Origin of the sequence: Lysinibacillus sp. K60 (genome assembly GCF_019731275.1) — a bacterium.
Lineage (GTDB): Bacteria > Bacillota > Bacilli > Bacillales_A > Planococcaceae > Lysinibacillus > Lysinibacillus capsici.
Genome location: NZ_JAASJR010000005.1, coordinates 436,917 through 451,280, shown reverse-complemented (window position 1 = coordinate 451,280; position 14,364 = coordinate 436,917). Strand labels below are relative to the sequence as shown.

Annotated in this window: 10 protein-coding genes; 2 read left to right on the top strand and 8 right to left on the bottom strand. The window is 37.7% G+C overall.

Annotation, left to right across the window (positions count from 1 at the left end; all coding sequences use genetic code 11):
* Positions 1 to 387: 387 nt before the first annotated feature.
* The 8 genes from HCH28_RS13985 to hutH form a co-directional block, all read right to left on the bottom strand.
* Positions 388 to 2,241, bottom strand: coding sequence for an SLC13 family permease (locus tag HCH28_RS13985; RefSeq protein ID WP_221681390.1), 1,854 nt, complete (start codon positions 2,239 to 2,241; stop codon positions 388 to 390).
* A 168-nt stretch (positions 2,242 to 2,409) separates the two neighbouring features.
* A complete protein-coding gene (gene nadD, locus HCH28_RS13980; RefSeq protein WP_221681389.1) occupies positions 2,410 to 3,024 on the bottom strand; it encodes a nicotinate-nucleotide adenylyltransferase in 615 nt (204 codons plus the stop codon).
* Between the two features lie 26 nt (positions 3,025 to 3,050).
* Positions 3,051 to 4,508 (bottom strand): nicotinate phosphoribosyltransferase, encoded by a 1,458-nt coding sequence (locus HCH28_RS13975; protein WP_221681388.1) that lies wholly within the window; start codon positions 4,506 to 4,508, stop codon positions 3,051 to 3,053.
* A gap of 19 nt (positions 4,509 to 4,527) precedes the next feature.
* Positions 4,528 to 5,082, bottom strand: coding sequence for a cysteine hydrolase family protein (locus tag HCH28_RS13970; protein WP_221681387.1), 555 nt, complete (start codon positions 5,080 to 5,082; stop codon positions 4,528 to 4,530).
* An 80-nt stretch (positions 5,083 to 5,162) separates the two neighbouring features.
* The gene (locus HCH28_RS13965; RefSeq protein ID WP_221681386.1) at positions 5,163 to 5,963 is read right to left on the bottom strand and encodes an NUDIX domain-containing protein; all 801 of its coding nucleotides are present in this window, start codon (positions 5,961 to 5,963) and stop codon (positions 5,163 to 5,165) included.
* 152 nt (positions 5,964 to 6,115) lie between these two features.
* On the bottom strand, positions 6,116 to 7,393 hold the full coding sequence (gene hutI, locus HCH28_RS13960) for an imidazolonepropionase (RefSeq protein ID WP_221681385.1): 1,278 nt from the start codon (positions 7,391 to 7,393) through the stop codon (positions 6,116 to 6,118).
* On the bottom strand, positions 7,390 to 9,060 hold the full coding sequence (gene hutU, locus HCH28_RS13955) for a urocanate hydratase (protein ID WP_004233805.1): 1,671 nt from the start codon (positions 9,058 to 9,060) through the stop codon (positions 7,390 to 7,392). The genes hutI and hutU overlap by 4 nt, the downstream gene beginning before the upstream one ends.
* A 167-nt stretch (positions 9,061 to 9,227) precedes the next feature.
* Positions 9,228 to 10,733 (bottom strand): histidine ammonia-lyase, encoded by a 1,506-nt coding sequence (gene hutH / locus HCH28_RS13950; protein ID WP_202342749.1) that lies wholly within the window; start codon positions 10,731 to 10,733, stop codon positions 9,228 to 9,230.
* Between the two features lie 290 nt (positions 10,734 to 11,023).
* Here hutH and HCH28_RS13945 point away from each other — a divergent pair, with 290 nt between their 5' ends.
* Both HCH28_RS13945 and HCH28_RS13940 read left to right on the top strand, forming a co-directional pair.
* The gene (locus HCH28_RS13945) at positions 11,024 to 12,478 is read left to right on the top strand and encodes a helix-turn-helix domain-containing protein (RefSeq protein WP_221681384.1); all 1,455 of its coding nucleotides are present in this window, start codon (positions 11,024 to 11,026) and stop codon (positions 12,476 to 12,478) included.
* A 298-nt stretch (positions 12,479 to 12,776) separates the two neighbouring features.
* A complete protein-coding gene (locus tag HCH28_RS13940) occupies positions 12,777 to 14,282 on the top strand; it encodes a catalase (RefSeq protein WP_221681383.1) in 1,506 nt (501 codons plus the stop codon).
* Positions 14,283 to 14,364: the final 82 nt, after the last annotated feature.

Genomic DNA, 14,364 nt, shown 5'->3' with positions numbered 1-14,364 from the left:
AATTTGATTAGCTCAAATTGTTTTGCTGGCATCATGTTTGATGTCCAAAATTGTGTTTCGTTCACTAGCTAAACTAGTTACTTAAAACTTTATTGATTACGTTTTGCTTGTTCAGTTTTCAAGGTTCATGTTTTGCTTTATTTTAGCGTGTCACCCTGGCGACTTGTATAATACTACACCCTTATTTTTAAAAGGTCAACACTTTTTAATAAAAAACTTTAATTTTTTTATTATCAAAGTAAAACTTCCTATATTAATAACTATCAAATCTATTCACAAGCTAGCTCAATGTTAGACCATGAACTAGAAAATAATTTTATCATAATTTCCTACAAAAAAATAATAGATCTTTAAAAAAACAAAAAACTCGGTAAAGAAACCGAGTTTTTAAAATGGGAAAAAGAACGGGATGGCTATCATCATCACAATAAACATAACAAGTTGTAACGGAACCCCTATTCTTACGAAATCCATAAATTTATAGCCACCCGCCGTCATTACCAGTGCATTCGTAGGGGAAGCAATTGGCGTAGCAAATGCCATACTTGCTGCAACTGCGACTGCAATCATAAATGTTGTGGGACTAACTTCCATTGCAATGGCTGCACTCATGGCAATGGGTGCAAACAATACAGCAGTTGCCGTATTACTAATAAATTGACCAAAAACAGCTGTCAAAATATAAACTCCTATGAGTACGCCGTATGGTCCGAAACCACCTAAAGCATTAATAATACCATCAGATAAAATGGTCATGCCCCCTGTTTTTTCTAACGCTGTCGCCATTGGTAACATGGCAGCCACTAGCACAATACTTTCAAAATTCATATTGCTATAGGCATCTTCCATGTTTCTCAAGCAACCTGTTAAAATCATAAGTACAGCACCAATCATCACAGAAATGACAGCAGGGAAAATTTCAAATGCCATCAAAATAATCATGAATAACATAATAATCCCGGCAATTCCAGCTTTGCCTGTAGCCGCTGCCACACTTGCGTGTTCTTTCGGCTGTCCGACAACCACGACATCTTGCGTTTCTCTTGCTAACAAAAGAATTTCATCCCATGCTCCCTGTACTAATATTGCGTCTCCAAATTTTAATTTGTGAGATACCATATCCTGAAGCTTGTAACCACCCTTACGATTAATACCAATGATATTTAGATTGTATTTTTCCCGGAATCCAAGGGAACTAACCGTTTCATTGATAAAGCTCGAATTGGGGGTAAGCAATACCTCAGCAATACCCAGATGCTTCGATACCAATTCATCGGCTTCTCCTTCAACTAATCCTTGCATCTCAAGATGATAATCCTCAACAAAACGACGGATATCCTCTATTTCTCCTTGAACATATAACTCATCCTTGGCATGAATGACACTAGTTGGACCTGCCATTTCTTGATAAGTCATCGGTAGTAAATTAATGCCCTCCTGTGATTTCCGATGAATTTTCATCATACAAAGCATATACTTAGCTGGTAGTTTTAATTCCGCTAACGATGTTTCAATAATAGGTGACGCCTCAGGAACGGAGATTTTAAATAGACGATTATTTAAATCATATTGCTTAATAATTTTTTTTGGTGAAAGTTTATAACCTTCATTGGTCTGTGTACGGTTTTGATCCTTTGGTAATAAAATATTTCTTACAAGTACTAAATAGATAATGCCAGCAATCATCCCCACGATACCAATAGGAGTTACTTCAAAAAAGCCAAGTTTGTTATAGCCTCGATCAACCAATAACTGACTGACAATTAAATTGGTTGGGGATGCAATCAGTGTCATCAAACCAGAAAGACTTGCTACATAGGAGAGTGGTAGTAGAAATTTAGAAGGGCTAATTTTCATACTAATTGCTATACTTACAACGATTGGCATCATTAAGGCGACAGTACCCGTATTACTCATAAATGCACCAACCGATCCTACAATAATAAGTAGTAGCACAAATAACTTCAGCTCACTATTGCCTGACCATTTTAGTAAGAGTTGGCCCGCCATGCCTGCCAGGCCCGTACGTAGGATCCCTGCACCCACGACAAATAACCCTGCAATCATTAAAACTACAGAGTTTGAAAAACCAGCTAATGCCTCCGCGGGCGTCAAAATATCCATAATGACAAATGCTAAAAGTGACACAATTGCTACAAGATCTGCTCGTATTTTATTGGTCACAAATGCGAAAATTGTTGCTCCTAAAATAAGAAATGTTAATGTAAGCTGCACATTCATGAATTCCTTTCTAACATTAATCATTATTAAAAATTGACAGCAAAAAATTTGTACCCATTACTATTTTTATTATAGCTTACCCTGAGCTCTATATGATAAAATTCACCATCTTTTCAAAATTAAAATAAGTGTGGTAGTATCCACACTTATAATGATAGCTACTCTATTTTATTTTTGATAAAGATGATGTTCTTTAATATAGTTGTAACAAGCAGTAGGCAAGAGGTATCTTGGTTCTCCCCCCATTGCAAATTCTTCTCGAATATAGGTAGAGCTAATTTCCATCGCTAGCCCTTTATCTATAAGATGGAATCTTCCATCATCATTATTTCTTAAAATTGGAGAACGACTAATGGTTGATAGCATATCGATGCCATGTCGTGCCATTACAATAAATTTATTCTCCGCTACTAATGCGTCGCCCTTTTTCCATAAACCTGCACCAATATCCACTAGTAAATCAGCACCCATAATAAAATGGACCTCATCCTCCGGGTTCTTCACTCTAAAGTATTTCATGGTGTCATATGTGTAAATATTCCAGCCTTCTTGATCCATCTCATAGGAATCTGCAATAAAACGATCGTCCTTAGCAATAGCTAACTGAAGCATATTCCAACGATGTGTATCTGCTGTTTTTATGGTTTTATCTTTGCGTTTATTTGAACAAGGCAAAAAAATAACCTTATCTAACTTACACCGATGTGCCACAGTGCTTGCTGTCCAAAGATGGACATTGGTAATAGGATCAAATGATGAACCATAAATGCCTATTCTCGCCATCGTCTCTACCTCCTAGCAGTTGACTTTTAAATACGTTGTGAAATCTTTTCTTTTATTGCCTGTATGCTTGCCAGTTTATTGTCCCAACACGCTTGACTTAAATCGACTGGATATTCTTCCGGATTCATTGTTCGTTTATACTCACACCACAATAAATGTAAGTTTTCCTGTACATATTTTTGTATTTCTTGAATAGTTGGCTCCTCATAAACAATATTTCCATTTTCTATAATACTTTCATGTAACTCTTTTGCCGTAAAATTTGTAACAAATTTACTAATATACGTATGAATAGGGTGGAACATTTTCAATCTTTCTTCTTGCTGGATATCTTCATCATCTAACGCTATATAGTCTCCCTCAGCATGACCATTCTCCGAATTAATAATACGGTAAACACGTTTACGTCCAGGTGTAGTCACTTTTTCAGGATTTGCTGAAATTTTAATGGTATCAACCAGTTCTCCACTTTCATTTTCTATCGAAACTAATTTGTATACTCCACCAAGAGCTGCTTGATCATAGGCTGTAATCAGCTTAGTTCCGATTCCCCAAGCATCAATTTGCGCCCCTTGTGACTTTAAATGCATAATTGTATATTCATCCAAATCATTCGAAGCCATAATTTTAGCTGCTGTAAATCCTGCATCATCTAGCATTTTCCTTGCCTGTTTTGAGAGATAGGCTAAATCTCCACTGTCTAAACGGATACCAATAAAATTAATTTGATTCCCTAACTCCTTTGCTACGCGGATAGCATTAGGAACACCAGAACGTAGCGTATCATAAGTATCTACTAGGAAAACACAGTCTTTATGGGCTGCTGCGTATTTTTTAAACGCAGTGTATTCATCTCGATAGGTTTGAATCATCGCATGGGCATGTGTTCCTGACACAGGAATACCGAATAATTTTCCTGCTCTTACATTGCTTGTTGCAGAGAATCCACCTATATAAGCAGCACGAGTTCCCCAAATAGCAGCATCAAATTCGTGTGCGCGGCGGGTTCCAAATTCCATTACCACATCCTCACCCGTCACTTGTTTGATACGTGAAGCTTTTGTCGCAATCAGGGTTTGGTAATTAACGATATTTAACAACGGCGTTTCAATTAATTGAGCCTCTGCTAATGGTGCTTCAATTCGCAGGATAGGCTCGTTAGCAAAGACCAGTTCTCCCTCTCTCATCCCCTTAATTGTCCCTGTAAATTTAAGTTCTTTTAGATATTCAAGAAATTCCTCGGGATACTTCCCCTCTTCTCGTAAATATTGAATATCGCTTTGAGAGAAACCAAAGTTATTAATAAACTCAATCACTTTTTTCAATCCAGCGAAAACTCCATAGCCATTGCCAAATGGAAGCTTTCTAAAATATAGTTCGAAAACAGCTTTACGTTGATGAACACCATCTTGCCAATAAGTTTGAACCATATTAATTTGGTATAGGTCCGTGTGTAACATGAAACTATCATCTACATATTTCATATTTTCCCCTCCATTCATGTTAAATAATAGTGGCACCTAGAGTATGCTCGAAATGATTTAACGCCCACTCATGTCCAGCTTGATTAAAGGAGGCGACAGCATTTTTATGAATAACGATATCGAACCCTTTATTATAAGCATCTACTGCTGTATGAAGAACACAAATATCTGTACAAACGCCGATTAAATGCAGCTCAGTAATTCCTCTTTCACGCAATTTCAATTCTAAATCTGTTCCTGCAAAAGCAGAATAACGCGTTTTATCAATGTAATAGACGAAATCTTGGTCTTTATTTTCTTCATATAATGAGTTTAATGCACCATATAACTCTCTACCTTCTGTATGACGAATATTATGAGGTGGGAATAGCTTTGTTTCTGGATGATAAACATCTCCCTTTTCATGAACATCTATCGCAAATACTGTAAAATCCCCGCTCTTAATAAACTCCTTTGTTAAATCAACATTTGCATGTTCGAGCAGTTGCCCAGGCTCTCCACAAGTAAGAGCCCCATCCGTCGCAACGAAATCCACTGTATAATCAATATTAATTAATGCACGCTTTTTCATCATTTCATCACTCCATTTTTTAATTAGTAATACTTAAATTACAAATTACTTTCTTTAAAATAAACAGGAAAGACGGATCTTTCCTAATGATAGATAGACTCTACCATTTCGAAATCATTAAATGTATAGAGCTGGGAAGGCCGAAACGAATTTCTTTTTGTTTTCTTCGGTTTTCCTTCTTCATCCAATGCTTTTTCGATAAATGGTAATTTAGGTGCTTTTGTAAAGAATACGGAATCGTTAGAGATTCGTGGATCTTCTCCAACTGTTAGAAGTACTCGTTGCAATTCGGACAATGTAAACTCTTGTGGTAAAAAGTTTTTGGCAACAGTTGTTTGTATCATATCCCTTTTAATAAAATGCAACGCATCGGAAATGATTTTTCGATGATCGAAAGCTAATTGAAGCGTAAATACACTTTTTATATCGAACAATTCTACATCATCTGCATCATCATTCGCTTGTCGTTGCTCAATATATGTCTCAGGAACAATGGCATAAAATGCATTCGAAATCATCCAACCACGTGGATCTCGATCAATCTCATCATAAACACCAAAATGTTGAACATGTAAACCTTCTACATTTGTTTCTTCTTTTAATTCTCTCTTTGCTGCAATAAAGGCAGTTTCTTTTTGATTTGCATCTACAAAGCCCCCAGGAAGCGCCCATTTCCCTCCTTCAATATTGGGATTTCCTTCAGCATCCTTAGTAGCACGCTTAATTAACATAATCTTTAGCGTCATGTTTGGCGGTGCTTTTTCCTCTGTTTTCTCTGAGGTAATTGTAAAAATAGCAATATCTGCGGTATATCCATCAGGTGTTAGATATTTTGAAGAATCATAATGTGCAAGCACTTCATCTTCGGTACGAAACTTTTTCATTGTATAACCCCTTCTATAATTACAAGGTTTAAGTAATTTGTAATTCGATAATTACTATTTATTAGAATTATAATCTTTCAGAAAAGCATTTGCAACTAATTTATAAAAAAAGCATAAATAAAGCTACTCAGCCTTATTTATGCCCATTATTATTATTGATCTTTCAGCAGAATTCCGTTTTGTACAACAACTTGCCCATTTTTGATTACTGTATGTGTATGGTTCATGCCGTAGAAATATTGCAGTTGCTTGTAATTCGCAACATCAAGGATAAGTACGTCAGCTTTTTTATGTGCTTCAAGGGAACCAATTTGCTCGCCTCGATTTAGTGCATATGCTGCATTAATTGTTGTTGCCGTTAATACTTCTTCCAATGTCATACCCATATGCATACAAGCTAAATTCATAATGAAGGGTAGACTCATTGTTGGGGATGACCCAGGGTTAAAATCTGTTGATATCGCCACAGGTACTCCCTCGTCAATCATTAGACGCCCTCTTGCAAAAGGTGCACGTAAGAAGAATGCAGTACCTGGCAGCAATACAGCAATTGTACCCGCCTCAGCCATTTTTCGAATTCCCTTATCAGAAGCAACTAACAAATGCTCCGCAGAAATAGCCTCTACTTCCGCAGCCAGCTCGGCGCCTTGATAAGGTTCGATCTCATCCGCATGTATTTTTGGGGTTAAGCCTAGTGCTTTTCCAGCCTCTAAAATGCGGCGGGATTGGTCGGGTGTAAAGACGCCCTTTTCACAAAATACATCATTAAATTCAGCCAACTCTAGTTCCGCCACTTTTGGCAACATCTCATGGACCACAATATCCACAAATTCATCCTCACGCCCCTTATAATCACGAGGAACTGCATGGGCTCCCATAAACGTGCTAATGACATCAATATGATGTGTAGCTTGTAATTCTTTTGCGACCTCTAGCTGTTTCTTTTCCGTTTCCCAGTCCAAGCCATAGCCTGATTTTGCTTCAACTGTTGTTACGCCATGCTTTAAAAATACATCTAAATGCTGCATCGTCTTTTCATATAATTCATCAAAGCTTGTTTCTCGTGTACGCTCTGTTGTAGCATGAATGCCGCCGCCTGCATTCATGATTTCCATATAGGTAGAACCATTTAATCTCATATTAAACTCTTGCTCGCGTGTTCCACCATGCACTAAATGTGTATGACAATCCACTAAGCCAGGCATAACAATCTTACCAGTAGCATCAATCGTTTCTGCTTTCTTTATTAATTCTGGGAAGTCTTCTTCTAGTTGTTCATAAGCTCCTACTGCTACAATACGCTCTTCTTCAATTAGAACACTGCCATATTCTATTACTGCAATTTCCTGCATTTGTTCTTTTGTACGTGGCCCTTGTGCATTACTTTTCAGTGTAATTACTTCATTTGCATTTTTTATTAGAATGGTCACTTCACATCACCCTTTAACATTGGTATATGGACACCTTTGTTTTTTGCTGTATTGATAGCAATATCGTAGCCTGCATCAGCATGACGAGCAACGCCCATTCCAGGGTCTGAAACTAATACACGTGCAATTTTTTCAGCGGCAAGCTCTGATCCATCTGCTACTAAGACTTGACCTGCATGCTGTGAATAACCCATTCCTACACCACCACCATGGTGTACGCTTACCCAGCTTGCACCACTCGCAGTATTAACAAGAGCATTTAAAATTGGCCAATCCGATACCGCATCCGAACCATCTAGCATCCCTTCTGTTTCACGATTTGGTGATGCTACAGAACCTGAATCTAAGTGATCACGGCCAAAGACAATTGGTGCTGATAATTCACCATTTGCAACCATTTCATTTACTTTTAATGCAAAACGATGACGATCACCATAGCCTAGCCAGCAAATGCGTGCAGGTAACCCTTGCCATTTCACCATTTTTTGTGCCATATCAATCCAATTGACTAGCCCCTCATCTTCTGCGAACATCTCTTTTGCCAGTGCATCTGTTTTATATATATCCTCAGGGTTTCCTGAAAGCGCCGCCCAACGGAATGGGCCCTTTCCTTCACAGAATAAAGGACGAATATACGCTGGTACAAAGCCTGGGAAATCAAAGGCATTTGTCACACCCATTTCTTTGGCATAGGCGCGGATGTTATTCCCATAATCAAATACTTCTGCGCCTGCCTCTTGGAACTCTAGCATTGTACGAACATGCTCTGCCATTGTTTCTTTTGCTTTACGCTCATATGTTTTTACATCCTCTTTGCGAAGTTTTAGCGCTTCTTCAAAGGTCATGCCATTAGGTACATAACCATTAATCGGATCATGTGCAGATGTTTGGTCTGTCACAAAATCTGGAATAATTCCACGATTCAACAACTCACGATTAACATCAGCACAGTTACCAACAAGGCCAATGGATGCTGGCTCATTTTGGTCACGTAATTTATTAACTAATGCAATTGCTTCATCTACAGTCTCTACAATATAATCACAGTAGCCTTCTTTGATTTTACGTTCAATGCGCGCACGTTCAACTTCAACAACTAAAATTACAGCACCAGCCATTTTCCCTGCTAATGGCTGTGCACCACTCATACCGCCCATCCCACCTGTAAGGATGAATTTACCACGCAAATCAGCAGTGCCAAATACCTTTTTGCCTGCTTCTACAAAGGACAGATAAGTGCCTTGTAAAATTCCTTGAGCACCAATATAAATCCAACTCCCAGCAGTCATTTGACCATACATCATTAAATCTCTTTCTTCTAATTCATAAAAGTGATCCCAATTTGCCCATGCTGGTACAAGGTTTGAATTGGCAATCAGCACGCGAGGTGAATGCTCATGTGTACGGAATACAGCTACCGGCTTTCCAGATTGGATTAATAGAGTCTCATCATTCTCTAATTCTTTTAAAGATGCAATGATTTGTTCATAACTTTCCCAGTTACGAGCAGCCTTACCAATACCCCCATAAACAATTAGTTCATCTGGATTCTCTGCCACCTCTGGGTCAAGATTGTTCATTAACATACGCATTGCTGCTTCCTGTGTCCATCCCTTACATGTTAGTTCATTTCCACGTGGTGCACGAATATCTGTCTTAAATACCATTCAAAACACGCTCCTTTTCCTATTAAAAATAATGTGAATATTACTGTCTAAATCTACAGATAACTGAATATTCAGACTTAAAAACATATAAATATTTTTAAAGCAGAGGCTACTCGGTGTTAACCGAGCGACGCCTTTGCTCTTTCTTATCAAAAATTCAATGCAATTTACACATACTCATTTACTAAATCATTACTTGATAGTAGATATTTAGCCAATGCTTCAATTTCATCGCCAATTGGTTGATCGGCTAGCAATGGTGGACAGAATTCACGCACCTTCTTTAAGAATTTACTTGTAGTAGGAGATAATTGCTCTTCTGCCTTGTCTAAATGAATAGCCTGTGATGCACAAATCAATTCGATAGCTACAACGCGAGCAGCATTATGAACAATCTGACGTACTTGACGTGCCGAAGTTGTTCCCATACTTACATGATCCTCTTGGTTACCTGACGTAGGAATAGAATCCACACTCGAAGGATGTGCTAAAACTTTATTTTCTGAGACAATAGAGGCTGCTGTATATTGAGCAATCATAAGTCCACATTCAATCCCAGGGTTTGTTGCTAGAAACGGTGGCAGCCCTTCATTAAGTTGAGGGTTTACCATACGTTCTGTACGGCGTTCTGAGATATTGGCCCATTCACATACACCTATTTTCAAAAAGTCCATTGCCAAGGCTATTGGCTGTCCATGGAAATGCCCACCCGATAAAACCTCCCCGCTTTCTAAAACAATTGGATTATCAGTTGTTGCATTCATTTCAGTTTGAACACGGTCCTGTGCGTAGAAAAATGACTGCCAAGAAGCACCATGTACTTGCGGTATACAACGTAGTGAATAAGCATCCTGCATGCGAATTTCACCCTGCTTTGTCACACGTTTACTGCCATCGAGCCACTTACGAATACGCCCGCCCACTAGTTCTAACTCTGGATGTGGTCTTACTGCTAAAAGTGCTGGATCAAATGCCGAGGTAATGCCCTTTAAAGCTTCCAGTGTTAAGCTAGCAGCCATATCCGCTGCAAGACCGATTCGTTCAGCTTCATTGACCGTTAATACACCTATACCCGTCATAGCTTGCGTACCGTTAACTAATGCTAGCCCCTCTTTAGCTTGAAGTCTAACAGGGGTTAATCCTGCTTGCTTTAGCGCATCACTACCACTCATGATTTCTCCGTTAAACTCAGCCTTTCCTTCTCCCACTAACACTAATGCCAAATGTGATAAAGGCGCTAAATCACCACTTGCTCCTACAGAACCTTGTGACGGAACAATTGGATGAACACCTTTATTAATAAAATTCAACAATAGTTGGACAGTTTCCTCACGAATGCCAGAAAAACCTCTGGCCAAAGCATTGGCACGTAACACCATCATTGCACGTACAACATCTGTTGGGAATGGTTCACCAACACCGGTTGCATCTGATCGTAATAAATTTAGCTGCAATAGCTCAATGTCTTCTTCTTCAATTTTTATATTGCTGAGTTTGCCAAACCCTGTATTCACACCATAAATTGTTTGGCCTTCAGCTAAACGCTTTTCGATACGCTCTCTACTTAAACGAATACGTTCCAAACTCTCTGTAGCAAGTGCAACTGTTGCTTGCCCCTTCACGATTTCCTCTATTTGTTGTCTTGTTAATGTATTGCCATCAAGCTCGATGATTGACTTCACATGACATCCCCCTATTCCCTATATGGCTATGTAAATAAATTATCTTCATTCATATTTTCGTAATATAAAAACATCAGTATCAAACTTATTAAGCGTTTTCATAACTAAAGTTGGCTTCTGCTGATGATCAATTACTCTATTTACATTGTACTAACTACCTTTTTCAGAATATAGAGAATTTTAATAGAGAAAACAAGACTTTTTTCAGATTACTATGTTATTTTTATTAATATAACCGTACTTTTGTATGAAACTTGAATATTTTAAGAAAGGCTGATGGTATGAAGCTGTTATTAATTGATCGCGATCCAACCGACCTAGCAGGAATAAAATGGTTTTTACATACATATTTCCCTGGAGATGTTTTGATTGAAATGTGTACAAGTATTTCAGAGGTGTCTCAAATCATTCGACAATTTGAACCTGACGCCATACTGTTAAATATCGATTTATTTCCTAATAATCGCTTAGCTGCTCTTTATCGTGATTTACAAAAGCTTTCTGGTGCCATTTTAGCCATGACAACAGAGCCATTATTTAAAAATGCGCTGAAAGCTATTGACTTACAGGTAGCACATCTTTTTGTGAAGCCTATTGATTTAGAGCTATTAAAGAAAAAACTCACAACCATTTCTCTTCGCACACCACAGATTACAGAAGATGCTCAAGAGACTACAAACGATTCCTTTTATAATCAATTATTTTTAGATAATAAATCAAGTTCAATTGAGACAACATTACATTTCACAATGATTGAACCCGAGCATACTGAAACCTTTAATAAGCTTTACAATTGGCTTCAACAAACACCGATTCACTTTCATATGAAAACCTACCCTCTATCTAATAGAATCGTATGTCTTTTTCAAACAAATGATATAAGGATTGTGGAAAAGGATGTACGTACACTTATGAAGGAATGGCGATTGATTAGTAATAGTTCTTTAAATATTGGGATATATGATGGAACACCTACAACCATTAAAAATATGTATACAAGAACAAAGCGTGCACTAAATCAAAGTTTTTATGAGGGCTTTGGCCATATTTTTTACGCGAGCAAACAATATGAAACTCAGCCCTTTGATCCCTTACTGACACCAGAAGAGCAACAATTACTAATAAGTAGTTTGGAAGATGGAAACCTAGAGGCCGTTAAAACATTTTTATACCGGCTTTCTAATGAAGGCATATATTATGAGCAAGATGATTTACGCATTCATCTGACGAGTGTCTTAGCACAAATTAGACGCTTTATGCTGAAATATAAATTACATGAAAAAGCGGTTATCGAACAAAACTACCGTCAGCTATTTCATTTAATCATTGAGCATCCTATATTTTATACGATACTCAATGGGATTATTTCTTTCACGCAGACATTAATTGAGTTAGCAAAGGAAGCTCGAATAGAGAAACGAGCTGATTATGTTGAACTAGCTATAGAAATAATTGATCAACAATTTAAAGATAGCGCACTGTCTCTTCCCTTTGTCGCTCATAAGCTTGGAATAAGCCCCAATTATTTAAGTACGATTTTCTCAAGAAAACAAGGTTTACCATTTAAGCGCTATTTACAGCAAGTAAGAATTCATCATGCCACAAAAATGCTGCTAGAAACAGATTTTGCTATTAGCGAAATCGCTCATTTAAACGGTTTTGATGACCCAAATTATTTTATAAAATTATTTAAGCAACAAATTGGTATTACGCCTAACCGATATAGAAAAAATTAAAAGATTGATTAAAATAATTTTCAATTAGTTGATTTCATTTTCAATAAAGATTTTTATCATACAGTCATTATCTTGATCTTAATGTGACAATTATCTATAAAAATTGCGATCAGATAAAATAAATTAAAGCTAGAAACTATGTATAATTCGTATGTCTAGCGCATATATTTATAGTTTATACTTAAATATAAAAATTCTTTAACGATAATTATTATAATGTACTAGCAATTCTATTTTATATTTGTTATAGTTATAGACGAAGAGTTTGACTCACATTTTTTTCAGGAGGTAAACCAATATGACAAACGCAAATGATCGTAGCCGTCGCTTTACAACAGCAGGTGGTGCTCCAGTAGTAAGTAACCATGACTCTATGTCAGCAGGTCCACGTGGCCCTCTTTTACTTCAGGATGTATGGTTAGTTGAAAAACTAGCAAACTTCAATCGTGAAGTAATTCCAGAACGTCGTATGCACGCAAAAGGATCAGGTGCATTTGGTACTTTTACTGTAACGCATGATATTTCACAATATACTAAGGCGAAAATCTTCTCAGAGATCGGCAAGAAAACTGAAATGTTCGCACGTTTCTCTACAGTAGCGGGTGAGCGTGGTGCAGCAGATGCAGAGCGAGATATTCGTGGCTTCGCCCTTAAATTCTATACAGAAGATGGAAACTGGGATTTAGTAGGGAACAATACGCCTGTATTCTTCTTCCGCGACCCATTACACTTTACAGATTTAAACCATGTGGTAAAACGTGACCCACGTACAAATATGAAAAATGCCAATTCTAACTGGGATTTCTGGACTTCATTACCTGAAGCACTTCACCAAGTGACAATTGTTATGTCTGACCGTGGTATTCCAGCTGGTTATCGTAATATGCACGGATTTGGTTCTCATACGTATAGCTTTATCAATGCTAATAATGAACGTGTTTGGGTTAAATTCCACTTCCGTACAGAGCAAGGCATTAAGAACTTAACTGGTGCCGAGGCAAATGAGATTATTGGTCAAGACCGTGAATCTTCACAACGTGATTTATATGAAGCAATTGAAAAAGGCGATTTCCCTAAATGGAAAATGTACATTCAGGTAATGACAGAGGAACAAGCTCGTGAGCTACCATACAACCCATTTGATTTAACAAAGGTATGGTATAAAAAAGATTTCCCATTAATTCCTGTAGGTGAGTTCGAGTTAAACAAAAATCCAGACAACTACTTTGCAGAAGTTGAACAAGCTGCATTTGCACCTTCTAACATTGTTCCTGGTATCAGCTTCTCGCCAGATAAAATGTTACAAGGTCGTATCTTTGCATATGCGGATGCACAACGCTATCGTCTTGGTGTAAATCACTATATGCTTCCTGTCAACGCACCAAAATGTCCATTCCGTACTTTCCACCGCGACGGAGCAATGCGCTTTGATGGCAATCTCGGTTCGACATTAAGCTATGAACCAAATAGCTATGGCGAGTGGGAGCATAATTTAGACCATAAAGAGCCTGAATTACGCATTGATGGTCATGCAGGTATTCATGACTTCCGTGAAGACGATAATAATTACTTTGAGCAACCAGGTAAGCTATTCCGTCTATTGACGGTGGAAGAGCAACAACGTCTATTTGAAAATACAGCGAATGATATGGCTTCTGTTGAAGAATTCATCAAACGCCGTCACATTCTTCACTGCTATCTAGCTGACCCAGCATATGGTGAAGGTGTCGCAAAAGCGATGGGTCTTTCATTAGAAGGTATGGACCTTACAAACCCATATGTAAAACAACCAACAAACGTTTAATATTCCACTTTATTATTGATATCCAAATCCAACTTTTACTCCATGTGAATCCACTATTCACATGGAGTTTTTTGATTAAAAA

Excerpts from the sequence above, each read along its gene's own strand:
- HCH28_RS13985 (WP_221681390.1), bottom strand. The coding sequence starts at position 2,241 with ATGAATGTGCAGCTTACATTAACATTTCTTATTTTAGGAGCAACAATT.
- nadD (WP_221681389.1), bottom strand. The coding sequence starts at position 3,024 with ATGGCGAGAATAGGCATTTATGGTTCATCATTTGATCCTATTACCAAT.
- HCH28_RS13975 (WP_221681388.1), bottom strand. The coding sequence starts at position 4,508 with ATGAAATATGTAGATGATAGTTTCATGTTACACACGGACCTATACCAA.
- HCH28_RS13970 (WP_221681387.1), bottom strand. The coding sequence starts at position 5,082 with ATGATGAAAAAGCGTGCATTAATTAATATTGATTATACAGTGGATTTC.
- HCH28_RS13965 (WP_221681386.1), bottom strand. The coding sequence starts at position 5,963 with ATGAAAAAGTTTCGTACCGAAGATGAAGTGCTTGCACATTATGATTCT.
- hutU (WP_004233805.1), bottom strand. The coding sequence starts at position 9,060 with ATGGTATTTAAGACAGATATTCGTGCACCACGTGGAAATGAACTAACA.
- HCH28_RS13945 (WP_221681384.1), top strand. The coding sequence starts at position 11,024 with ATGAAGCTGTTATTAATTGATCGCGATCCAACCGACCTAGCAGGAATA.
- HCH28_RS13940 (WP_221681383.1), top strand. The coding sequence starts at position 12,777 with ATGACAAACGCAAATGATCGTAGCCGTCGCTTTACAACAGCAGGTGGT.